General features: G+C 66.5%; 18 protein-coding genes and 3 tRNA genes. 4 read left to right on the plus strand and 17 right to left on the minus strand.

The features are described 5' to 3' along the window. Positions 1-46 precede the first annotated feature (46 nt). Both purL and AC51BJ_RS08025 read right to left on the minus strand, forming a co-directional pair. Positions 47-4,018 (minus strand): phosphoribosylformylglycinamidine synthase, encoded by a 3,972-nt coding sequence (gene purL, locus AC51BJ_RS08020; protein ID WP_496279870.1) that lies wholly within the window; start codon positions 4,016-4,018, stop codon positions 47-49. An 89-nt stretch (positions 4,019-4,107) separates the two neighbouring features. Then, positions 4,108-4,512: a hypothetical protein gene (locus AC51BJ_RS08025; protein ID WP_425761757.1), complete on the minus strand. Its 405-nt coding sequence runs from the start codon at positions 4,510-4,512 to the stop codon at positions 4,108-4,110. A 306-nt stretch (positions 4,513-4,818) separates the two neighbouring features. Between AC51BJ_RS08025 and AC51BJ_RS08030 the strand changes: the two genes are divergently transcribed. The 4 genes from AC51BJ_RS08030 to AC51BJ_RS08045 all read left to right on the plus strand — a co-directional run bounded on the left by AC51BJ_RS08030 (position 4,819) and on the right by AC51BJ_RS08045 (position 11,206). Further along, positions 4,819-5,691, plus strand: a complete 873-nt coding sequence (locus AC51BJ_RS08030; RefSeq protein ID WP_496279871.1) for a tetratricopeptide repeat protein — start codon at positions 4,819-4,821, stop codon at positions 5,689-5,691. Between the two features lie 5 nt (positions 5,692-5,696). Beyond that, positions 5,697-6,260 carry a DNA-deoxyinosine glycosylase gene (locus AC51BJ_RS08035; protein ID WP_430434396.1) on the plus strand — a complete coding sequence of 188 codons (564 nt, stop codon included), beginning with the start codon at positions 5,697-5,699 and terminating at the stop codon, positions 6,258-6,260. Next, positions 6,257-7,351, plus strand: coding sequence for a calcium/sodium antiporter (locus tag AC51BJ_RS08040; protein WP_496279872.1), 1,095 nt, complete (start codon positions 6,257-6,259; stop codon positions 7,349-7,351). The genes AC51BJ_RS08035 and AC51BJ_RS08040 overlap by 4 nt, the downstream gene beginning before the upstream one ends. A gap of 123 nt (positions 7,352-7,474) precedes the next feature. Next, on the plus strand, positions 7,475-11,206 hold the full coding sequence (locus AC51BJ_RS08045) for a response regulator (protein ID WP_496279873.1): 3,732 nt from the start codon (positions 7,475-7,477) through the stop codon (positions 11,204-11,206). An 8-nt stretch (positions 11,207-11,214) separates the two neighbouring features. On the opposite strand, the gene AC51BJ_RS08050 is transcribed toward AC51BJ_RS08045, so the two are convergent. The 15 genes from AC51BJ_RS08050 to lepA form a co-directional block, all read right to left on the minus strand. After that, complete coding sequence (locus AC51BJ_RS08050) at positions 11,215-13,269, minus strand: extracellular solute-binding protein (protein ID WP_496279874.1); 2,055 nt, start codon at positions 13,267-13,269, stop codon at positions 11,215-11,217. Between the two features lie 168 nt (positions 13,270-13,437). Further along, positions 13,438-13,513 (minus strand) — tRNA-Gly (locus AC51BJ_RS08055). 32 nt (positions 13,514-13,545) lie between these two features. Continuing rightward, a tRNA-Cys gene (locus AC51BJ_RS08060) sits at positions 13,546-13,619 on the minus strand. A 66-nt stretch (positions 13,620-13,685) separates the two neighbouring features. Then, positions 13,686-13,761, minus strand: a tRNA-Gly gene (locus tag AC51BJ_RS08065). Positions 13,762-13,832: 71 nt separating this feature from the next. Beyond that, complete coding sequence (gene pgsA / locus AC51BJ_RS08070; protein WP_019917827.1) at positions 13,833-14,405, minus strand: CDP-diacylglycerol--glycerol-3-phosphate 3-phosphatidyltransferase; 573 nt, start codon at positions 14,403-14,405, stop codon at positions 13,833-13,835. A gap of 5 nt (positions 14,406-14,410) precedes the next feature. Continuing rightward, the gene (uvrC, locus tag AC51BJ_RS08075; RefSeq protein WP_496279976.1) at positions 14,411-16,198 is read right to left on the minus strand and encodes an excinuclease ABC subunit UvrC; all 1,788 of its coding nucleotides are present in this window, start codon (positions 16,196-16,198) and stop codon (positions 14,411-14,413) included. Between the two features lie 9 nt (positions 16,199-16,207). Continuing rightward, on the minus strand, positions 16,208-17,242 hold the full coding sequence (nagZ, locus tag AC51BJ_RS08080; protein WP_496279875.1) for a beta-N-acetylhexosaminidase: 1,035 nt from the start codon (positions 17,240-17,242) through the stop codon (positions 16,208-16,210). Then, positions 17,239-17,628: a holo-ACP synthase gene (gene acpS / locus AC51BJ_RS08085; protein WP_496279876.1), complete on the minus strand. Its 390-nt coding sequence runs from the start codon at positions 17,626-17,628 to the stop codon at positions 17,239-17,241. Before acpS ends, nagZ begins: the two co-directional genes overlap by 4 nt. Continuing rightward, entirely contained in the window at positions 17,625-18,380 is a 756-nt protein-coding gene (locus AC51BJ_RS08090; RefSeq protein WP_430434403.1) for a pyridoxine 5'-phosphate synthase, read from the minus strand. Before AC51BJ_RS08090 ends, acpS begins: the two co-directional genes overlap by 4 nt. Before the next feature lie 2 nt (positions 18,381-18,382). Further along, positions 18,383-19,114, minus strand: a complete 732-nt coding sequence (gene recO / locus AC51BJ_RS08095; protein WP_496279877.1) for a DNA repair protein RecO — start codon at positions 19,112-19,114, stop codon at positions 18,383-18,385. A 58-nt stretch (positions 19,115-19,172) separates the two neighbouring features. Further along, the gene (gene era, locus AC51BJ_RS08100; protein ID WP_020165055.1) at positions 19,173-20,063 is read right to left on the minus strand and encodes a GTPase Era; all 891 of its coding nucleotides are present in this window, start codon (positions 20,061-20,063) and stop codon (positions 19,173-19,175) included. Then, on the minus strand, positions 20,060-20,737 hold the full coding sequence (gene rnc, locus AC51BJ_RS08105; protein ID WP_019917819.1) for a ribonuclease III: 678 nt from the start codon (positions 20,735-20,737) through the stop codon (positions 20,060-20,062). The genes era and rnc overlap by 4 nt, the downstream gene beginning before the upstream one ends. Before the next feature lie 4 nt (positions 20,738-20,741). Further along, positions 20,742-21,107 (minus strand): DUF4845 domain-containing protein, encoded by a 366-nt coding sequence (locus AC51BJ_RS08110; RefSeq protein WP_430434406.1) that lies wholly within the window; start codon positions 21,105-21,107, stop codon positions 20,742-20,744. A gap of 44 nt (positions 21,108-21,151) precedes the next feature. After that, on the minus strand, positions 21,152-21,964 hold the full coding sequence (lepB, locus tag AC51BJ_RS08115; protein WP_496279878.1) for a signal peptidase I: 813 nt from the start codon (positions 21,962-21,964) through the stop codon (positions 21,152-21,154). 69 nt (positions 21,965-22,033) lie between these two features. Further along, positions 22,034-23,827 carry a translation elongation factor 4 gene (gene lepA, locus AC51BJ_RS08120; protein WP_496279879.1) on the minus strand — a complete coding sequence of 598 codons (1,794 nt, stop codon included), beginning with the start codon at positions 23,825-23,827 and terminating at the stop codon, positions 22,034-22,036. Positions 23,828-23,859 lie beyond the last annotated feature (32 nt).

Genomic DNA, 23,859 nt, shown 5'->3' on the forward strand with positions numbered 1-23,859 from the left:
AATGAAGAAGCCGGCTTGCGCCGGCTTCTTTACGTCCGCGGCGGGATCAACCCACCCACACCCGCGCATTCCTGAACATGCGCATCCAAGGGCTGTCCTCGCCCCAGTGCGCCGGATGCCAACTCATCTGCACCGTGCGGAACACGCGTTCCGGGTGCGGCATCAGGATGGTGACGCGGCCGTCGTCGGTGGTGACCGAGGTGATGCCAGCGGGCGAGCCGTTCGGATTGCGCGGGTAGCGCGTGGCGATGGCGCCGTCGTGGTCGATGTAGCGCATCGCGACCTGCGCCAGCGACTGCGCCTGTTCGTCGTCGAATACCGCGCGGCCTTCGCCGTGCGAAACGACGATGGGCAGCTTGGAGCCGGACATGCCGCGGAACAGGATGGACGGCGAATCCGCCACTTCGACCATGGTGAAACGCGCCTCGAACTGCTCCGAGCGGTTGCGCTCGAAACGCGGCCAGTGCGCGGCGCCGGGGATGATGTCGCGCAGCTGGCTCATCATCTGGCAGCCGTTGCAGACGCCCAGCGCGAAGGTATCCTCACGCTCGAAATAGGCGGCGAAGGCGTCGCGCAGTTCGGGGTGGAACAGGATGGACTTGGCCCAACCGGAACCGGCGCCCAGCACGTCGCCGTAGGAAAAGCCGCCGCAGGCCGCCAGACCCTTGAAATCAGCCAGCTTGACGCGGCCGGCCATCAGGTCGGACATATGCACGTCCTGCGCGTCGAAGCCGGCGCGATCGAAAGCGGCAGCCATCTCGACCTGACCGTTCACGCCCTGCTCGCGCAGGATGGCGATTCGCGGCCGCACGCCTTTGCTGATGAAGGGCGCCGCGATGTCCTGCTGCGGCTCGAAGGTCAGCGCAGCAAACAGGCCGTTGTCAGCCTTGTCGTCGAGCAGCGCGAATTCCTCGCGTGCGCAGTCGGCATCGTCGCGCAGCAGCGCGATGCGGTGGCTGGTTTCGGTCCACGCCTTCTGCAGTTCGGCGCGCGGCTCGCTGAAGATGACCTTGGCGTTGTGCCAGAGACGGATTTCGTCGCGGTCGTTCGGGCTGCCGATGCCGTGCGTGACGCCTGAAAGACCCGCCTCGCGCAGGATGTCCATCACCTGCGAGCGCTGGTCCACGCGGATCTGGATCACCGCGCCCAGCTCCTCGGCGAACAGCGCGGTGAAGGTGCGGTCGTTGAAACGGCCGCGCACCGCGTCCGGCTTCTTGGCCAGCGAATCGACGTCGACCAGCAGCGGATCGTAAGCCAGCGTGTCGAGATTTATCGACAGGCCCACCTTCGATGCGAACGCCATTTCGCACAGCGTGGCGAACAGACCGCCGTCCGAGCGGTCGTGATAGGCCAGCACCAGGCCGGCATCGCGCAGGCGGTTGATCGCCGGCAGGAAGCGGCCGAGCAGCACGGCATCGGCGTCCGGCGCGTGTTCGCCGACCACGCCGTAAGCCTGCGCCAGCGCCGAACCGCCGAGGCGGTTCTTCATCTGGCCGAGGTCGAGCAGCAACAGTTCGGTATCGATTTCCGGGTCGATCAGCAGTTGCGGCGTCAGCGTCTTGCGCACGTCCTCGACGCCGGCGAAGGCGGTAATGACCAGCGACAGCGGCGACACCACTTCCTTCTGCGCCTCGCCCTCGGTCCAGCGCGTCTTCATCGACAGGCTGTCCTTGCCGACCGGAATCGCCAGGCCCAGCGCCGGACAGAAGTCGAGCGCCACCGCCTTCACCGTGTCGAACAGCGCGGCGTCCTCGCCCTTGTGGCCGGCCGCTGCCATCCAGTTGGCCGACAGCTTGATGCGCTCGAAACTGCGCACGTCGGCGGCGGCCAGATTGGTGATCGCCTCACCGATGGCCATGCGGCCGGAAGCCGGCCCGCTGAGCAGCGCCACCGGCGTGCGTTCGCCCATCGCGAAGGCTTCGCCGCGGTAGCCGGTGAAGCTTTCGGTGGTCACGGCGACGTCGGCCACCGGCACCTGCCACGGGCCGACGAACTGGTCCCGCGCGGTGAGGCCGCCGACTGAGCGGTCACCGATGGTGATCAGGAAGGATTTGCTCGCCACCGCCGGCATCCGCAGCACGCGGTAGGCAGCGTCCTTCAGGTCGTAGCCGGCGACGTCCATCGGCGGCGCGTAGGCCGGACGGCGCTGCACCGTGCGGTGCATCTTCGGCGGCTTGCCGAGCAGCACGTCCATCGACATGTCGACCGGCTTGGTGTTGAACAGCGGATCGGCCACCGTGAGCTGGCCGTCGGCGGTCGCCTCGCCGAGCACGGCGAAGGGGCAGCGCTCGCGTTCGCACAGCGCGCGGAATTCATCGATGCGCTCAGGGGCGATCGCCAGCACGTAGCGCTCCTGCGATTCGTTGCACCACAGCTCGGCCGGGCTCATGCCCGACTCTTCGCTGTGGATGGCGCGCAGATCGAACCAGGCACCGTGACCGGCGCCGTGCGCCAGTTCGGGCAGCGCGTTCGACAGGCCGCCGGCGCCGACGTCGTGCACCGCGAGGATGGGGTTGTCCTCCTGCATCTGCCAGCAGCGGTCGATCACTTCCTGCGCGCGGCGCTCGATCTCAGGGTTGCCGCGCTGTACCGACGCGAAGTCGAGGTCGGCGGTATTGGTGCCGGTGGTCATGCTCGACGCCGCACCACCGCCCAGGCCGATCAGCATGGCCGGGCCGCCGAGCACGATGAGCTTGGTGCCGGCCGGGAACTCGATCTTCAGCGCGTCGCGCGCGGCGATGTTGCCGATGCCGCCGGCGATCATGATGGGCTTGTGATAACCGCGCATCTCGCCCATGAAGGGCAGTTCGAAGGTGCGGAAATAACCCGCCAGATTGGGGCGGCCGAATTCGTTGTTGAAGGCGGCCGCACCCAGCGGGCCGTCGATCATGATCTGCAGCGCCGAGGCGATGCGCTCCGGCTTGCCGTACAGCTCACCCTCGACGCGCTCCCACGGCTGTTCGAAGCCGGGGATGTTGAGGTTGGACACCGAGAAGCCGGCCAGACCGGCTTTCGGCTTGGCTCCGCGGCCGGTCGCGCCCTCGTCGCGGATCTCGCCCCCGGCGCCGGTGGCGGCGCCGGGGAAAGGCGAAATCGCGGTCGGGTGATTGTGCGTCTCGACCTTGGCCAGGAAATGCATGGGCTCGGAATGCCAGCCCCAGCGGCCGTTGCGGTCCGGGTAGAAGCGGTCCACCGGCGCCGTGGTGGCGCCCTCGATCACCGCCGCATTGTCCGAATAGGCGACCACGGTGTGCTGCGGCGTCGCGCGATGGGTTTCGCGGATCATGCCGAACAGGCTCATGTCCTGCGTCGCGTAATCGATGTTCCAGCTGGCGTTGAAGATCTTGTGGCGGCAGTGCTCGGAATTGGCCTGCGCGAACATCATCAGTTCGACGTCGGTCGGGTCGCGGCCCAGCTTGGTGTAGGCGTCCAGCAGGTAATCGATTTCGTCGTCCGACAGCGCCAGACCCAGTTCGACGTTGGCGCGCTCCAGCGAGCTGCGGCCGTCGGCCAGCGACACGCTGAGCAGCGGGCGCGGTGCGACGTGGCTGAACAGTGCGTCGGCGTCGTCGAGCGAAGTGAGCACCGATTCGGTCATGCGGTCGTGCAGCAAGGCAGCCAGCGCTGTGCGCTCCGCATCGTCCAGACCGCCGCCGCCCAGAAGGCCGCGCGGCAGATCCAGCTCGTACAGCACGCCGCGTTCGACGCGCTGCACGCTGTCCAGGCCGCAGTTGCGCGCGATATCGGTCGCCTTCGACGACCACGGTGAAATCGTGCCCAGACGGGGCGTGACCAGCAGGGCATCGCCTTCGGCCGCGGCTGCCGGCTGCGCATTGAGCAGGGCGCACAGCTTGCTCAGCTCGTCGGCCGACGGCTGCGCCGTGCACTCAACGAAGAAGTACTGGGTGGCCGTGAGATCGCGCAGCTTGGGAAGCGCAGTGCGGCATTCGTCGGACAGGCGCGCCAGACGCGCGGCGGAATATGCGGGCGAGCCGCGGAGCTTGAGGAGATGGGCCATGAAAGGACAGCGGGGAAGTGGGCCGCGCACCTGTGTGCGCGGATAAAACCCGATTATACGGGTTCGCCCCGCCCGCTGCCCCTGCGTGCTTACTGCTGGAAGCGGGCCTTGGCCTGCTCGACGCACGCATCCTTGGCGTTGCCGCTCATTTCATTGCAGCGGGCCTTGGCGGCCGCGTATTGGGCTTCGAGACGGTCCTCCGCCGTGTCGGCCCTCGCCTCCCCGGCCTTGCGTCTCACTTTGGCGTCGGCCAGTGCCGATTCGCGAGCGGCCTTGGCTTCCTTGACGCAGGTCTTCTTGGCGCTCGAATCGAGCGCATCGCAGCGGGTCTTCGCCGCGTCGTAATCCATGTCGGCGCGCTTCTTCGCCGCGTCGTACTGGGCTTCGGTCTGCGCCTCGATGCGGTCTTCGACGTCGGCAGAGGCGGCGGGCAGCGAGAACGCGGTCAAGGCGATCGAACACAGTACGGTCAGCACTCGGGCTTGAGTTTTCATTGGAGACTCCTTGGTTCGTTTGATGATGGCCTCCTCAAAAGAGGCCGTCGGATGTTTCAGAGGCAGCACAAGCAGGGCCGCGCCCCGATGACTTCAGCCTAGCCCCGGCCGCGCTGGAGGCGCGTAAGACGTCGGGGCGCGCCATGTAGGAGAACACCACCCGCGGCTGTCGGACCCGCCGAACTGGCGGAACACGCCCGCTTCGCAATAGCATCTGCACCTGCGGCCTGCGCGCCCGGGCACTGCTCCGGGACACCGACCAGCCTGTCGGCCGGCGAGCGCCGCGCGAAAAGGAGCCGAAGCACGATGTCCGCCGTTGTCCCTCTCCCCGACGTGATCGACGCGAACCTGACCAATTTCCAGCGCGACGTGATCGACGTGTCCCAGCGCATGCCGGTACTGGTCGACTTCTGGGCACCGTGGTGTCAGCCCTGCCGTGTCCTGACCCCCAGACTGGAGGCGCTGGCCGCCGACTACGCCGGCCGGGTGCGCCTGGCCAAGATCAATTCCGACGACAACCCGGAACTCGCGCGCCGTTTCGGCGTGCGCGGCATCCCCAACGTGAAGGCCTTTGTCGGCGGCGTGGTGGTCGATGAATTCACCGGCGTGCTGCCGGACCGCGAACTGCGCGATTTCATGGACGCGCTGCTGCCGTCGCCCGCCCTGTCCGCCTTCGAAGAGGCGCAGGCCGCGCTCGCGCGCGGCGACGCCACCGCCTCGCTCGGTCTGTTCCAGGGCGCGCTGGCCATCGATCCGGGATTCGAACCGGCTGTGCTCGGCCGGGTCGAGGCTCTGATTGCGCTCGGTCGGCTCGACGACGCCCAGGCTGCGCTCGACGCGCTGCCCTACGAACAGGACGACCGTGCACGCATTGGCACGCTGTATGCGCGCATTGCCATCGCGCGCCGCCAGCCGGGCGATGACGACGAGAACTACGCGGCCCGCATCGCGCGCAATCCGGGCGACCTGACCGCCCGCCTCGCCTTCGTTGCGGAACTCGCCGCGCGCGAACAATGGGAGGAAGCGATGGAACAGGCGCTGGAAGTGGTCCGCCGCGACCGCAGCTTCGAGGACGACGCCGGCCGTCGCGCCCTGCTCGACCTGTTCGCGCTGCTCGGCTCGGACGACGAACGGGTGCGTCGCTACCGGCGCGAACTGGCCGCCGTCCTCAATCGCTGACCACGATGGTGGAACGGGTACGCTGCTTTCCGCCGGTGGCCGACCCGGCCACCGCGCGCCTGCTGATCCTGGGCTCCATGCCCGGCGTGGCCTCACTGACGGCGCAGCGCTACTACGCCCATCCGCGCAACCAGTTCTGGCCCATCATGGGCGCGCTGTTCGGCGCCGGTCCCGACCTGCCCTACGCCGAGCGGCTGCGCGCACTGACCCGGGCCGGCATTGCGCTGTGGGACGTGCTCGAAAGCTGCGAGCGCGCGGGTAGCCTGGACGCCGCGATCGACGTCCGCAGCGCGCAGGCCAACGACTTTGCCGCCTTTTTCGATGCGCACCCGGGCATCGTGCGCATCGCCTTCAATGGCGGCACGGCGGAAAAGCACTTCCGCCGCGACGTGATGCCGCATCTGCGGCCCCCTGTGCGGACGCTGGATCTGCTGCGCCTGCCCTCAACCAGTCCGGCGCACGCTGGCATGGGTGCGCAGGAAAAGCTCGCGCGCTGGCGTGCAGCGCTGCAACCCCTGTGCGCGTCCGCGGTCGAAGCGCCGCTTTCAACCGACACCGTTCACACATGACCACCCTGCTCCTGTTCGCGCTCGGCCTGGGCGCGCTGATCGCCGGCGCCGAACTTCTGGTGCGCGGCGCCTCGAAACTGGCTCTGTCCTTCGGCATCTCGCCGCTGGTGGTCGGGCTCACCATCGTCGCCTTCGGTACCAGTTCGCCGGAAATGGCGGTTTCGGTGCAGTCGGCCTTGGCGGGCAAGACCGATATGGCGGTCGCCAACGTGGTCGGCAGCAATATCTTCAACGTACTGTTCATCCTCGGGATTTCAGCACTGATCACGCCGCTGCTCGTCGACAAGCAGCTGATTCGGCAGGAAGTGCCAATCATGATCGGCGCCACGCTGCTGTTCGCTGGCCTCAGCCTCGACGGCGGGCTGTCGCGTAGCGAAGGGGGCCTGCTGTTCGGCCTGCTCGTTGCATACACCGTTTTCCTCATCGTGCAGAGCCGTCGCCAGAGCGCCGGCTTGAGCGAGGAATACGCCGACAGCCTGCACAGCGCGGACTTCGCAGCCCACCCTGAGGCTTGGGACGCGCGGCTGCCCGTTCAGCTCGCGCTCATCGCCGGCGGTCTGGGGCTGCTGGTGGTGGGCTCCAACCTGATGGTCGACGCCGCCATCGTGTTCGCCCGTCATCTGGGCATCAGCGACACCGTGATCGGCCTCACCGTGGTCGCCGCCGGCACCTCGCTGCCCGAGGTCGCCGCGTCGATCACCGCCGCTCTGCGCGGCCAGCGTGACATTGCGGTCGGTAATGTCGTCGGCAGTAACACCTTCAACCTGCTGGGGGTACTTGGTCTGTCGTCTATTGTGGCGCCCGACGATCTGACGCTCGGTACCGCCATGCTGTCGTTCGACATCCCGGTCATGGTTGCGGTCAGCCTCGCCTGTCTGCCCATCTTCGCGACCGGCAACCTGATTGCGCGCTGGGAGGGCGGCCTCTTCTTGGCCTACTACTGTGCCTATACGCTCTATCTGATCCTGGCAGCGAAGGATCATGACAATCTCGCCGATTACGCATTCGTGATGCAGACCATCGCGCTGCCGCTGACGGCGGTAACGCTGATCGTCATCAGCGTGCGCCACTGGCGGCGGCCCAGGAGCTAGATACCGGCCCTCCGCGCCGCATCCGCGCGCCGTCAGCATCGTGCAAGCAATCCGCAGGCATACTGGACAGATGAGCCGATCGACGCCATTGCCGACCGCACGCCGCACAGGTGCATGTGAACGATGACGCTTCGCCGGCCGACATCGATTGCAGGGCTGCTGATCGTGCTCATCGTCACCACCGTGTCGGTGCTGCTGACAGCGGTCGGCGCGCTGGCCTATCGCGCATACAGCGTCGCCGAGCAGGGAGAATTCGAACGCTCGATCGAGCTGGCCGCCGATCAGCTCGCGGTCGGGCTGGCGCCGGCGGCCTGGAATCTCGAGTACGAGCAGGTGCGCAAGCTGATGGAAAGCCGCATGCGCGACCGCTCGATCTATGGCGTCGTCGTGCAGCTGGACACCGCACGCTTTGCACTGCAGCGCAACGCGGACTGGGAACTGCAATCGGTCGATGGCGACATCGACAGCACGGGCCTGTTCGTCACCGAGCAGCCGGTGACCTTCGGCGACCAGCGCATCGGTCAGGTGCGCGTCATCGGCAGCCCGCGTTTCGTCGACCAGGACCTGCGCAGCGCACTGGCCACCATGGTGCTGTTCACTGTGCTGCTCGATGTGGTGCTGACGCTGGCGCTCTACATCGCGCTGCAGCGCATGGTGCTGCAGCCCCTGCGCCTGGTCGAGCGCCATGCCGACGAAGTGGCGCGGCACGGTCGTTCCACCACCGCGCTGGGCGATCTGAGCTTCCTCGGCGAACTGCACGGCCTGACCAAGTCGGTCGACGCCATGGTGACGCAACTCGAAGCGCGCAATGCCGAGCTCGAGCGCTCGAACGAGCGCTTCCGGCGAGTGATCCGCCTGCTGCCGCTGCCGATCAGCCTGTTCGATCGAGACGGCCGCATCCTGTACGTAAACGACTGCTTCGTGGACACCTTCGGCTATACGCTCGAAGACATTCCGGACGCGCACACCTGGTTCGGACTGGCCTACCCCGACCCGGCCTATCGCGCCGAAGTCCTGCAGACCTGGGGGCAGGAGCTGGCGAGCGCGCAGGGTGCGTCAGGACTGGTGCGCGCCCGGCCCTATGTGGTGACCTGCAAGGACGGCAGCCGCAAGATCGTCGAGATCGGCGGCATGCTGGCCGACGACCCCAACATCACGGTGCTCAACGACATCACCGACCGCACCCGCGCCGAAGAGGAACTGGCGCGCCACCGCGACCACCTCGAAGAACTGGTGTCCAGCCGCACGGCTGAGCTCGAAGCGGCCAATCGCCGGCTGGAGGAAACCCAGTTCGCGCTCGATCATGCGGGCGTCGCGATCCAGTGGATCGACGCCGCCAGCGGCTGTTTCAGCTACGTGAACGATCACGCCTGCACGCTCTACGGTTATCCGCGCGAACGTCTGCTCGGCATGCCGGCACACAGCGTGATCGATGACTTCACAGGCGCACGCCTGAGTGCGCTCGAACCGGCGCTGCGCGCGCAGGGCCAGGCACGGGTCGAGGCCGATGCGCGGCGTGGCGACGGCCGCGTCGTGCCGGTCGAGATCGGCATCTATTTCGATCCGCCGGCCGACGGCGCTGCTGCGCACTACATCGCCTTCTCGATCGACATCACGCCGCGGCGGGAAGCGGAGCAGGCGCTGATCGCCGCGCGGCTCGCCGCCGAGAGCGCGGCGCAGGCGCGCAGCGAGTTCCTGGCCAACATGAGCCACGAAATCCGCACGCCGATGAACGCCGTGATCGGCATGACGCGGCTGGCGCTGCAGACCGAACTGACCGCGAAGCAGCGCAATTTCGTGGCCAAGGCCAACGCGTCGGCAGTGGCGCTGCTGGGCATCCTGAACGACATCCTCGATTTTTCGAAGGTCGAGGCGGGCCAGATCACCATCGAATCGGTGCCTTTCCGGCTGGACCGCGTATTCGAATCGCTGCTGTCCGTGGTGTCGCTGCGCGCCGAGGAAAAGGGCCTGGACCTGCTGTTCGACGTCGCGCCCGACGTACCGCCGGTGCTGGTCGGCGACCCGCTGCGCATGGGCCAGATACTGACCAATCTGGCCGGCAACGCGATCAAGTTCACCGAGCGCGGCGAGGTGCTGGTGTCCTGCCGCGTCATTGCGCGCGAAAGCCAGCACGCGACGCTGGCTTTCGGCGTGCGCGATACCGGCATCGGCATGAATGCCGATCAGCTGGACGGCCTGTTCCGCCCCTTCATGCAGGGTGACACCTCGATTTCACGGCGCTTCGGCGGCACCGGTCTCGGCCTCGCGATCAGCCGGCGTCTGGCCGAGCTGATGGGCGGCACGCTGAGCGCGCACAGCGTGGAAGGCCAGGGCAGTACCTTCACCTTCACCGCACGCTTCGAAACCGGCGAGTTGCCGGACAGTGCCCGGCGTACGCTGCCGTCGGCACTGCACAAGCGTCGCGTGCTGGTGGTCGACGACAACCCGGAAGCGCTGCAGATCCTCTGTCGCGACCTCGAACATCTGGGCCTGAGCACCGAGCGCGCGCAGTCAGGCCCGCAGGCACTCGAACTGCTACGCAGCCGGCCACCGTTCGCGCTGCTGGTGTGCGACTGGAAGATGCCGGGCATGGATGGCATCGAACTGATACGCCGCGTGCAGTCCTGCGACGATCTCGCGCATCCTCCCGCGGTCGTCATGGTGAGCGCCTATGGCGCGGACGACCTGCAGCAGGCCGGCGCCGGTCTGGCCATCGCCGGCGTACTCACCAAGCCGGCCAGCACCTCGTCGCTCTACGACGCCATCGTTTCGGCGCTCGGTCATCAGGTCACAGCCGAAGGCAGCAGCGGCGACGCGCCCGGCAGCTTCCGCAGCGACGCGCTGCGCGGACGCCGCGTGCTGCTGGTCGAGGACAATCCGATCAACCAGGAACTGGGCGTCGAAATTCTGACCGGCGCCGGTGTCCGTGTCACCGTCGCCGAGAACGGTGCCGAGGCGTTGCGACGGCTCGACGCGGAGGAATTCGACTGCGTGCTGATGGACGTGCAGATGCCGGTGATGGACGGCCTCGAAGCGACCCGCGAAATACGCCGTCGCGAGCGACTGAACACACTGCCGGTGATCGCGATGACCGCCGGTGCCATGCCCTGGGAGCGCGAGCAGACGCGCGCCGCCGGCATGGACGACCATGTGACCAAGCCAGTCGATGTCGACGAATTGCTGCGCACGTTGACGCGCTGGCTGGGCAGCGTACCGCCGGCGGAGCAGGCCTCGGGCAATTCCGCGCCGACTGCCGAAGCCGCGCCGCTGCTCGACACCGCCGCCGCGCTGCGCAGCATGAATGGCGCCCGCGCGACCTATCGACGCGTGCTCGGCATGTTCCTCGACAGCGCGGACGCCGCGCAGACGCAGCTGAAGCAGGCTTGGGCCGATCGCGACTTCGATACGCTCGGGCAGCTGGCGCACCGACACAAGGGCAGCGCGGCAACGCTCGGGGCGCGTGCCCTGAGCACGGCGCTGGACGCCGTGGAAATGGCCTGCCGTGCCGGCGATCCGGCAGCGATCGACGCTGCGATGACGGACAGCACGCAGGTGTTCACCGCCACCGTCGAGGCGATGAGGGTGCAGGCGGACGCCGGCTCGCCCGCGCCACCCTCGGCCACCGAACTGGAGATGCTGCACGTTCTGCTGAGCAGCAACGACAGCGACGCGCAGGAAGCGATCGCCCGCCTGCTGACGCGCCCTCAGCCCGCCGGCATCCTGCCCGTGCTGCGGCAGATGTCGCGCGCGATGGAGCGCTACGACTTCGACGCTGCCTTGCTGCAGCTGGCTCAGCTGCGTGCCGCGATCGCCGCTGGCGCAGCGGACGCGAGCGGTGTCGAGGGCCTCATCTAGGGCCTGCTCTAGCGCTTCAGATAGCCCGAATCACGCATCAGCCGCGTCACCTCGGCCTGCGATCTGCGCAGCGCGGTATCGACGTCCTGCTCGCCTTGCAAAGCACGCGCCAGCTCGGAGCCGACGGCGTGACCGATGGCGGGAAATTCCGCGATGCCGACCCACTGCACACCGCTGTAGTGGCGCCCCGGCAGTTGCGTGTGCGAACCGGCGATGGCTTCGTTCACGAAGCGCGAGAACGGCGCGGCGTCGCGATAGCCGGGTGCATCGTAGGTCGACTGTCGGGTGCCTGGCGGCACCGCGACCCAGCCCCGGCGCGCCGCCACCAGACGAACGTAATCGGCCGACGTCGCCCACTCGACGAAGCGGCGCGCCAACGCCTTGTTCGGCGACGAATCGGGCACCGCCAGCGACCACACCCACAGCCAGTTCGCGCCGTCCCGGACGCGCTCGACCGGCGCCGGCGCAAAGCCAAGGCTGGCGGCGACCGACGAGGTCCGCGGATCGAACAGCAAGCCGGCCGCCACGGTTGCATCGATCCACATCGCGCAGCGGCCGCGGGCAAACAGGTCGAGCGTTTCCGGAAAGCCGTTGAGGTGGGAATCGGGCGGCCCGTAGCGACGCAGCAGATCGATATAGAGCGACGCCGCCTCGCGCCACGGTGCGCTGTCGATCTCCGGTCGCCATTGCGGATCGAACCAGCGGCCGCCGAAGGTATTCACCATGGTCGTGAGCACCGGCACGTTCTCGCCCCAGCCGGGTCGCCCGCGCAGGCAGATGCCGTAGATGCCCTTGGCCGGATCGTGCAGCCGCGCCGCCAGTCGCCGGATGTCGGTATAGGTCGGCTGCGCCGGCATGACGACATCGGCAGCGCGGAACAGATCGCGCCGGTAGAAGGTCATCGAGCTCTCGGCATAGAAGGGCAAGGCATACAGCTCGCCGCGATAGGACAGACTGTCGCGGACCGGCGCCAGCAGGTCGTCGGCGCGGTAGCCGGCCGGCAGATCGCGGAACGGCGCGAGCCAGCCGCGCGCGGCCCACAGCGGTGCCTCATAGGAGCCGATGGTCATCACGTCGAACTGGCCGTCGGCAATCGCCAGATCGGTCATCAGACGCGTGCGCAGCGAATTCTCGTCCAGCACCCGCCACTCGATCTGCACGCCCGGGTTCTGGCGCGTGAACTCGGCGGACAGCGACTTCAGCAGCAGCATGTCCGGATTGTTGACCGTAGCCACCGTGATCACGTCGCGTCCCGAGCCCTGTGGCTTGCGCACGCTCAGCCCGTGCCGCATCAGGATGTCCTCGACGCGCCCTTCGCGCACCAGCGCCGACAGTCCGCGATTGAAGTCGGCGCGCAGCCGCTCGTGCCGTGGCGCGCGCCGCGAGAAGGCGACGTGAAAATCGCTGCGGAACAGGGGTGGCCGCAGGAATTCGAGCTGCCCGATAAGGTGCGGGCGGTGCAGGATCATCAGATCGCTGGCGCGGAATTTGTCGACCACCATCAGATCGATGCGGCCCAGCGCCAGCTTGTCGAGGTTCTGCAGGTCGCGATCGACGTACTCGCGCTTGAGGAAATCCGCGCCGTCGAACGCGGCTGAGACCGATGCGCCGCGCACGGCGCCAAAACGCAGATGCGACAGCTGGCGCAGCGTGTCCAGCGGTCGCGTCGCCGCGTCGGCCGGATAGGGAATGGCGAGCGAACGCTTCTTCAGCAGACCGCCGTTGGCGCCGGGAAAGGGCGCGGACAGCACGAACTCGCTCTCCAGCGAACCGGAGTCAGGCGCCGGCAACAGTCCGTCGACCTGCCCCGAAGCCGCGACGCTGCGGGCGCGCGCCGGCGGATAGAAGCGGATATCCACCTTGTAGCCGACGCGCTCGAACGCGCTACGGACAAGCTCTGCAACATAGCCCTCGCGTGCGTGTGTCGGACCGATGTAGGGCGACAGTTCGGCAGCGACCAGGCGGACCGTGCCCGCCGCGCTGGCCGCGGACGCGCCGAAAGACAGCGCGAGCAGGCACGGCAGGAAGACGCACAGGAAACAACGGTACTTGAGCGGACGCACGGATGCTGCACCTCATGCCTGAGCATAGCGGCCCAGCATATCGCGCCGCTGGCGGGGACGCATCGACATTACGACACGCCCGTGCGCGCGGAAGGCGTCATACAGGGGAGGTGGCGGGCCTGGAAAGCAGAACGGGGACGCCTCGAAAGGCGTCCCCGTTCTGGGTGTTGGAGCGGGAAACGAGGCTCGAACTCGCGACCTCAACCTTGGCAAGGTTGCGCTCTACCAACTGAGCTATTCCCGCGTATCGGCACTTGCGTACCGACCGAATTGTCCTGGAGGCGAGGGTCGGAATCGAACCGGCGTCCACGGCTTTGCAGGCCGCTGCATGACCACTCTGCCACCTCGCCGGTGGTGCAGCCCGGTCAGGGGCTGCAAATAAAAAGGGGAAGAAGAACTTCCCCTTTTTCAAATCTTGGAGCGGGAAACGAGGCTCGAACTCGCGACCTCAACCTTGGCAAGGTTGCGCTCTACCAACTGAGCTATTCCCGCAAGACAGGCGCGCATTATAGGCCTGCCGAAAAAGCTGTCAACACTTCGCGCCGAAGATTTTTGCGGCGCGCTCAGATCGCCTTGCGCGCACGCAGTTCGGGCCATGCCTTTCGCATGTAGTACACCATGGACCACACGGTCAGCACCGCCGCGATCCAGATCAGCTTGCCGCCGATGAACCCGACGTCGATCCCGAACAGCGGATCGAAGTACAGCAGCATCGGGATCGCGATCATCTGCGCCGTCGTCTTCACCTTGCCTATCATCGACACGGCGACGCTGCGCGCAGCCCCCACCTTGGCCATCCATTCGCGCAATGCGGAAATGGTGATTTCGCGACCGATGATGATGAGGGCGATGACGGTGCTGGTGCGGTCGAGCTCGACCAGCATGATCAAGGCCGCCGCCACCATAAGCTTGTCGGCCACCGGGTCGAGGAAGGCACCGAAGGCGGAGGTCTGGTTGAGCGTGCGGGCGAGATAGCCGTCGAGCCAGTCGGTGATGGCCGCGATGACGAACACCACGGTAGCGATCAGGTTCTTGTCCGGCATGACCAGCGTCTGATCAGGCAGGAAGAAAACGCCGACGAACAGCGGAATGAGCAGGATGCGCGCCCAGGTCAGCGCGGTTGGCAGCGTAAACATGTGCCCTAGTTTAACTGCCGCTGTATCTGTTCGGCGAGCTTGCGGCTGATGCCTTCGACCCGGCACAGATCCTCAACCGTGGCGTTGCGTACGCCAGCCAGCCCGCCGAAGGTCGTGAGCAGACGCTTGCGGCGCGCCGGACCGATGCCCGGAATGTCTTCCAGCGTCGACGTGAGGCGCTTCTTCGCGCGCTTGGCACGGTGCCCCGCGATGGCGAAACGGTGCGCTTCGTCGCGGATTTCCGCGATCAGGTGCAAGGCCGGATGGTCGGGCCCGAGCACCAGACCGGCCGCGACACCGGGACGTATCAGCTCTTCCGCCCCCATCTTGCGCTCTTCGCCCTTGGCCACGCCGACCAGCGGCAGATCGAGTCCGAGTTCGGCCATCACCTCGACCGCGATACCGAGCTGGCCCTTGCCGCCGTCGATCAGCACCAGGTCGGGCCGCGCGCCCTCGCCGCTCGCTACCTTCTCGTAGCGCCGCGTCAGCACCTGACGCATCGCTGCGTAGTCGTCACCCGGGGTGATGCCGTCGATGTTGTAGCGGCGGTACTCGCCGTTGCGCATCGCGCCATGGGCCCACACGACGCAGGAAGCGACCGTCGCCTCACCCATCGTGTGGCTGATGTCGAAACATTCGATGCGCTCGGGCGCGACGTCGAGCTGGAGCGCATCGACCAGTGCCGCCACACGATGCGAGGCGCGCGCGCCGGCGTCGATCTTGGCGCGCAGCGCGATCTCGGCGTTCTTCAGTGCCATGTCCGCCCACGCGCGTTCGCGCTCGTTGCGCGCGAGCGCAAGCGTCGAGCCCGGCAGCGGGGCCTCCACTTCATCCTCCGGCAGCACATTGACGACGATGCGCTTGGGCGCGTTGCCGCTTGCGTAGTGCTGGCTCAGGAAGGCCACCAGCATGTCGGCCGCACTGCCCTGCCCGGCCGCCGGGAAGTGGGCGTGATCGCCGAGGTGGCGCCCGCCGCGCACCATCGCGTGATTGACGCAGGCGGCGCCGTCACGCTCGATCGCCACGACGATGTCGAGGTCCTCGTCGCGCGCGCTGTCGGCGAACTGCTTGTGCAACACCTTGGACAGCGCCCGGATCTGGTCGCGTATCTGCGCCGCCTTCTCGAAGGCGAGCGCTTCGGCGGCAGCGTTCATCTGCGCCGACAGCTTGTCGATCACCTCGGAATGACGGCCGTTCAGGAAAAGCGCGGTCAGCCGCACGTCCTCGTCGTAGTCCTCCTTCGACACGAGGTCGACGCAGGGCGCGGAACAACGGTGGATCTGGTGCAGCAGACAAGGCCGCGAGCGGTTGGCGAACACGCTGTTCTCGCAGGTGCGCAGCAGGAAGGCGCGCTGCACCAGCTGTATCGTGTCGCGCACCGCCCACACGTTCGGCAGCGGCCCGAAGTAGCGCGCATCGCGCCCCACGGTGCCGCGGAAAAAACCGATGCGCGGAAAGCGGTCGTTGCTGATCCGGATGTAGGGATAGGACTTGTCGTCCCGGAACAGGATGTTGTACTTCGGCCGCAGGCTCTTGATCAGGTTGTTCTCGAGGATGAGGGCCTCGGCTTCCGACCTGACGACGGTGATGTCCACCCGCGCGACCTGCGCCACCATGAGGCCGATGCGCGGACTCGACGGCGTGCGCTGGAAGTAGGAGGACACGCGCCGGCGCAGGTTCTTCGCCTTGCCGACGTAGAGCACGTCCTCCTCGGCGCCTATCATGCGATAGACACCGGGGTCTTCCGGCACCGTCGGCAGCCAGGCCTTCGCGTCGAAACCCATGCCTCGCAGTGTCCTCTGTCAGGCGATCAGGCGCTGCACCGTGCCAAGGGCATCGCGGTAGCGCGCGTCCTGCGCCAGCACCGTGCGGTCACCGTAGGGCTGGCGTGGCATCAGCGACTCGACGCGCGCGCTGCGCACGCTGTCGAAGGCCGGCCGCCAGCCGTCGATCAGCTTCACCGCCTGGTCGCGCGCGTTGCACACGAGCACCATGTCGCAGCCCGCGTCCCACGCGGCTTCCGCGCGCGCGACCACATCGCCCGCCACCGACGCGCCTTCCATCGACAGGTCGTCGCTGAACACCACGCCGTCGAAAGAGAGCTTGTCGCGCAGGATGCCCTGCACCCAGGCGCGCGAAAAACCGGCCGGCATTCGATCGACCGCCGGATAGATCACGTGCGCCGGCATCACCGCGTCGATCTGCTTGCCGAGGTCGATGTAGGGGCGGATGTCGTCGGCCCAGAGGGTGTCGAAATCTCGCTCGTCGACCGGAATCGCGACGTGCGAATCCGCCTCGACGAAACCGTGGCCGGGGAAGTGCTTGCCGACCGACTTCATGCCGGCGGCACGCAGGCCTTCCGCCAGTGCACCAGCCAGCGGTGCGACGATGGCCGGATCGCGATGGAAGGCGCGATCACCGATCACGCCGCTGCGGCCGAAGTCGAGATCGAGCACCGGCGTGAAGGACAGGTCGACGCCGAGCGCGCGCAATTCGGCCGCCAGCACGTAACCGGCGGCGCGCGCGTCGGCCAGCGCGCCCTGCGCATCCGCCTCGTAGCGCGTACCCAGCGTGCGCATCGACGGCAGATGGGTGAAGCCATCGGACTTGAAGCGCTGCACCCGGCCACCTTCGTGGTCGACGGCGATCAGCAGTGGCGGTCTGCGCACAGCGTGGATGGCTTCGGTCAGCGCGGCCAGCTGTTGCGCGTCGTGGAAGTTGCGGGCGAACAGGATGAGCCCGCCGACCGACGGGTGAGCCAACAGTTCGCGGTCTTCAGCATCCAGTTCGAAACCGGCCACGTCGATCATGACCGGTCCGGGCGGGGTCGTTCTCATGCAGTGTTCTCCATGCGCTCGACCACCACGAAGGCGAGCGCGTGTTCGGTTTCGTCCGACAGCGACAGATGAGCACGCAGGCCGCGTGTGCTCATCCACGCCGTCAACGTTTCGTCGTAGGCGAAGGCCGGTTTGCCCAGATCGTCGTGGGTCACGGCGATCGAGCGCAGCAGCACCGGCGTCCGGATGCCGGTGCCCAGCGCCTTGCCCAGCGCCTCCTTGGCAGCGAAGCGCTTGGCCAGGAAGTGCGCCGGCTGCTTCGCCGATTCGTACTCGGACACTTCGGCGGCGGCCAGAATGCGCCGCGCGATGCCGTCACCGTCCTCCGCCAGCATGCGCTCGAAACGCGCGATGCCGCACAGGTCGGTGCCAATGCCGAAGATCACGCAGCCCTCCCGGCCGCCTCGCGCATCAGTGCCTTCATTTCGCGCACCGCCTCGCGCAGGCCGACGAACACCGAGCGGCTGACGATGGCGTGTCCGATGTGCAGTTCGCGCACGCCCGGCAGTTCGGCCACCGGCTGGACGTTGGCGTAGTTCAACGCGTGACCCGCGTTGAATCGCATGCCGAGGTCGCGGATCATCTTGCCGCCGGCACGCACCTTGTCCAGCTCGACCACCACGGCCTGTGATTCACGGTCGCGGCCAAGTCCGTGGAAGGCATGCGCGTAAGGGCCGGTGTGCACCTCGCACACCTGCGCGCCGATGCGGGCGGCCGCCTCGATCTGCGCCGGCTCGGCATCGATGAATACGCTGGTGACGATGCCGGCGTCGCGCAGGCGGCCGACCACACCGATAAGGCGCTCCTCCTGCGACACGATGTCCAGCCCGCCCTCGGTCGTCACCTCGTGCCGGCCTTCCGGCACCAGCATGGCCATTTCCGGCTTCAGTGCGCAGGCGATGCCCACCATTTCCTCGGTGGCCGCCATTTCGAGATTGAGCTTGATGTGCACCAGATCGCGCAGCCGGCGCACGTCGTCATCCTGGATGTGGCGGCGGTCCTCGCGCAGATGCACGGTGATGCCGTCGGCACCGCCCAGATGGGCCTCGACCGCCGCCCACACCGGATCCGGTTCGTAGGTGCGGCGCGCCTGCCGTATCGTGGCCACGTGGTCGATATTGACGCCCAGTTCGATCATGTTCAGAGATCCTGTAGTTCGATGAAAACGCGCCGCGTGCGCAGCTCCTGTCCCTGCAGATAATGCGCGATCAGCACGCGCATCAATGTCTTCGCCAACCGCGCGACCTGCGTGTCGGCGTAGTCGTCAGCGTGGATGGCCAGCGCCTGCGCGCCGCTCAGGCTGACGTCGTCCACGCCACCCTCGCCTTCGAGCAGACCGAGTTCGGGCTTGTACATGTAGTGCACCGCCGGATCGATCGCGTCGCCGTTGGCGTCGTGATCGAGCGTCAGCCCGTAGCCCAGTTCACGCAGCAGCGCCTTTTCGAAACCGCGCAGCAAGGCTTCGTGACGCACCGTTTCGGCCGGCGCCAGCGCGAGCTTCTGAACGGCTTCGGCATACAGGTCGAAAAGCGCCGGATGCGCGTCGTCGCGCGCCAGCAGACGCTGCAGCAATTCGTTCAGATAGTAGCCCAGCAGCAGGCGCGGACCGGACAGCATGGGCCATGCACGCTGCCATTCGGCACGCGCCAGCGTGCGTAGTTCGCCGGCACCGAACCAGCCCAGATCCAGCGGCTGGAATTCGACCAGCACGCCCCGCAACTGCGAACGCGGCCGCTTGGCACCGCGCGCGACCAGACCGATGCGGCCGAAGTCGCGGCTGAACACGTCAACCACCAGGCTTGTTTCGCGATAGGGGTGGGACTGCAGCAGGAAGGCCGGCTGGCCGTCCACCCGCTGCTTGCCGGAGGTCACGGCACGGCCTTCCCGGCAGTGGGCCCGTCAGCGCAGATGGCGCGCATCGCCAACGAGGTCATGGCTCGAAGCCCAGGCTCTTCAGCGCACGCTCGTCGTCGGCCCAGCCGCTGCGGACCTTCACGTGCAGTTCGAGGAAAACCTTGGAACCGAACACCTTCTCCATGTCGCTGCGCGCTGCCGAGCCGACCGACTTCAGTACCTCGCCACCCTGCCCGATCACGATGCCTTTGTGTGCCTCGCGACTGACGATGACACAGGCGGCGATGCGGCGCAGATTGCCTTCCGCCTCGAAGCGCTCGATCTCGACCGCCAGCCCGTAAGGCAGTTCGTCACCCAGTTGCCGGAACAATTTTTCGCGGATGTATTCGGCAGCGAGGAAGCGCTCGCTGCGGTCGGTGAAGTCGTCAGCGTCGAACATCGCCTGACCTTCAGGCAGCAGTTCGCCAGCTACCTTCAGCAGCGCGTCCAGCCCGTCGCCGCGCTGCGCGCTGACCGGCATGATGGCGTGGAAGTCGTGCAGCTTCGCGATGCGCTCGACAAAGGGCAGCAGCTTGGCGCGATCGCCCGTCTTGTCGGTCTTGTTCAGCAGCAGCAATACCGGCCGGTCCTTCGGCAGCAGCGCGATCACCTCTTCGTCGGCCTCGGTCAGCCGACCGGCTTCGATCACGAACAGGATCACGTCCACGTCGGCCAGCGCCTGCGTGACCGCGCGATTCATCACGCGGTTGAGCGCGTTGCGGTGCTTGGTCTGGAAGCCGGGCGTATCGACGAACACGAACTGATGCGCGTCGCGCGTCAGCACGCCGTGGATGCGGTGACGCGTGGTCTGCGCCTTGGCCGAGGTGATGCTCACCTTCTGGCCGATCAGCCGGTTCATCAGCGTCGACTTGCCGACGTTGGGTCGACCGACGATGGCGATGAAGCCGCAATGAGTGATGTCGGTCATGACTGCCCCTGAAGTTGTTCGAGTGCGCGCGTGGCGGCGGCCTGCTCGGCGTGGCGGCGGCTGCGCCCCTCGCCTTCAGTGCGCAGACCATAGGCTTCGACGATGCAGGCGGCGCAGAACACCGGTGCGTGCGCCGGGCCGGAGGTGGAGGCGATTTCGTAGCGCGGCGGTTTCTTGGCCCGCGCGTGCAGCCATTCCTGCAGCGCGGTCTTCGGGTCGCGGGCGTCGCGCTCGGGATTCAGTGCATTCAGGCGGGCATCGAGCAGCCGTGCGACCACCTTGCGCGCCGCCTCGTAGCCGCCTTCGAGGAAGACTGCGCCGATCAGCGCTTCGAGTGCATTCGCCAGCAGCGCCGGGCGGCTGCGACCGCCGGTCTTCAGCTCGCCCGCGCTGAGCCGCAGCGCGTCGCCGACAGCGATGGCGGCAGCGATTTCGGCCAGCGTGTCTTCCTTCACCAGCGACGCGCGCAGCCGCGACAGCAGACCTTCGGGCACGTCCGGAAAGCGACGGAAAAGCAGATCGGTGGCGACGCAGTCGAGCACCGCGTCGCCCAGCAGTTCGAGCCGCTCGTTGTGGGTGGAAGAGAAGCTGCTGTGCGTCAGCGCCTGTGCGAGCAGTGCGCGCGACGCGAAAACGTGGCCGAGCGCCTGCTCGATCTGGGCATCCGGGTTCAACGCGTCAGTTCGACCCCGAGGCCGACCCTTCGAATTCGAACAACAGGCTCACCGGCCCCCACAGCGGTACCTTGCGCTGATAGGCGAAAGAAATCTCGACGCCCTGGGTGTCCTTGACGATGTCGAGATCGGCCGGCGTGACGCTGGACATTTCGTCCATGATGGCGCGCTTGGCGTAGGCATTGCGGTAGTCGGCGACGGTGCCGCCCTTGACCTCGCCGCTCTTCACGATGGCTTTCACGTTCTTCAGGATGGTGTAGTACTCGATCACCGCCGGCACCGATTTCATGCCGAGAATGACGACGATGGCGATCAGACCCGCCACCAGAATGAATCCCACCATGCTCAGACCGGACTGCTTGCGCTGCATCGCTGTCTCCCTGTTGCCTGTTCTGATTGTCTGACGCTGCCGGATCAACGGAAGCTGCCGATGCGGCCGAAATCGATGCCCTTCGGCGGCACGATGGCATCCGCGTGGAACCAGACGAAGAAGGCCTTGCCGACGATGTTGGCGTCGGGCACGAAGCCCCACACACGGCTGTCCGCACTCTGGTCGCGGTTGTCGCCCAGCACGAAATAGTGGCCGGCCGGCACCTCGCAGCGCACCCCTTCGTGATTGTAGACACAGTTCTCGCGGCCCGGAAAATCGAGCGCCATCGGTACGTCGGCGCGGGCGTCGCGGTCGTTCAGGATGGAGTGTTCGACCTCGCCCAGCGTTTCCGAGTAACGATTGGAATAGTAGGCACGTTCCTTGTGGAAGTAGTCCTCCTGCGCCTTCACCGGCACCTCGACGCCGTTGATGGTGAGTCGCTTGTTCTGGTAGGCGATCTTGTCGCCCGGCAGGCCGACCACGCGCTTGATGTAGTCGACCGACGGGTCGGCCGGGTAGCGGAACACCATCACATCGCCACGCTGCGGATCATTCATGTCGACGATCTTGGTGTTGAGCACCGGCAGCCGCACGCCGTAGGTGTATTTGTTCACCAGGATGAAGTCGCCCACCAGCAGGGTCGGAATCATCGAGCCGGACGGAATGCGGAAGGGCTCGACGACGAAGCTGCGCAGCGTGAACACGACGATGATGACGGGGAAGAAGCTGGCACCGTATTCGACCCACCACGGGTCGGGGCTGCCGGCCGGGCGTTGCTTGGCGAACACCGCCTTGTCCATCACCCACAGAATGCCCGTGAGCACACACAGCACAAAAAGAATCAGTGCGAAATTCAAGATGGAAATCCAGTCGTATTGTCGGGCATCCGGGCGGACGCCTCGTTTGTCGTCCGAGCCTGTTGGTCCTTACTTGTCGTCAACCCGCAGCACGGCAAGGAAGGCCTCCTGCGGAATTTCCACATTGCCCACCTGCTTCATGCGCTTCTTGCCGGCCTTCTGCTTTTCCAGCAGCTTCTTCTTCCGCGTGATGTCGCCGCCGTAGCACTTGGCCAGCACGTTCTTGCGCAGCGCCTTGATCGTTTCGCGCGCGATGATGTGCGCACCGATCGCCGCCTGCACCGGCACGTCGAACATCTGGCGCGGAATCAGCTCGCGCATCTTCGCCGCCACCTCGCGGCCCCGGAACTGCGCGTTGGCTCGGTGCACGATGACCGACAGCGCATCGACCTTCTCGCCCGCCACCATAAGATCGAGCTTCACCACGTCGGCGGCGCGGTATTCCTTGAACTCGTAGTCGAGCGAGGCATAGCCGCGTGACACCGACTTCAGCTTGTCGAAGAAGTCGAACACCACTTCGGCCATCGGCAGGTCATAGGTCAGCTGCACCTGACGGCCGTGGTAGAGCATGTTCACCTGCTGACCGCGCTTCTGTTCGCACAGCGTGATCACCGCACCCAGGTAATCCTGCGGCATGAAGATGACCGCCTTGATGATGGGCTCACGGATTTCAGCAACCTTGGACGTTTCCGGCAGCTTGGACGGGTTCTCGACCATGACGACGCTGCCGTCGTTCATCAGCACCTCGTACACCACGGTCGGCGCCGTCGTGATGAGGTCCATGTCGAACTCGCGCTCCAGCCGCTCCTGCACGATTTCCATGTGCAGCATGCCGAGGAAGCCGCAGCGGAAACCGAAGCCCAGTGCCTGCGACACTTCCGGCTCGTACTGCAGCGAGGCGTCGTTCAGCTTGAGCTTTTCCAGCGACTCGCGCAGCTGGTCGTACTCGCTGGCCTCGACCGGATACAGACCGGCGAACACCTGCGGCTTGATTTCCTTGAAGCCGGGCAGCGGCGCGTCGGCGCGGCGGTCGGCCAGCGTAATGGTGTCGCCCACCTTGGCGGCCTGCAGTTCCTTGATGCCGGAAATGATGAAACCCACTTCGCCAGCCGACAGACTGGTCTTCTGCACCGATTTCGGCGTGAATACGCCGACCTGGTCGCACTGGTACTGGGCACCGGTCGACATCAGCAGCATCTTGTCCTTGGGCTTCAGCGCGCCATCGACCACACGCACCAGCATCACCACGCCGACGTAGTTGTCGAACCAGGAATCGATGATGAGCGCCTTCAGCGGTGCAGCCGGATCACCCTTGGGCGCCGGAATGCGCGCGATCACCGCTTCGAGGATGTCGTCGATGCCCATGCCGGTCTTGGCCGAACACGGAATGGCGTCGGTCGCGTCGATGCCGATCACGTCCTCCACTTCCTGCTTCGCGTTGTCCGGATCGGCCTGAGGCAGGTCCATCTTGTTCAGCACCGGCACCACCTCGACGCCGAGGTCGAGCGCGGTGTAGCAGTTCGCCACCGTCTGCGCTTCGACACCCTGAGATGCGTCGACCACCAGCAGCGCGCCTTCGCAGGCGGACAGCGAGCGGCTCACCTCGTAGGAAAAGTCGACGTGCCCCGGGGTATCGATCAGGTTCAGGTTATAGACCTGACCGTCCTTGGCCTTGTACGACAGCGCAGCGGTCTGCGCCTTGATGGTGATGCCGCGCTCGCGCTCCAGATCCATCGAGTCAAGCACCTGCGCCTCCATCTCACGGTCGGACAGGCCGCCGCAGCGCTGGATCAGCCGGTCCGCCAGCGTGGACTTGCCGTGATCGATGTGGGCGATGATGGAAAAATTTCGGATGTGCTGCATCAGTCGAATGGAATCGGGAACGGAATCAAAAA

The sequence above is a fragment of the Methyloversatilis sp. S146-33 genome, assembly GCF_059552495.1.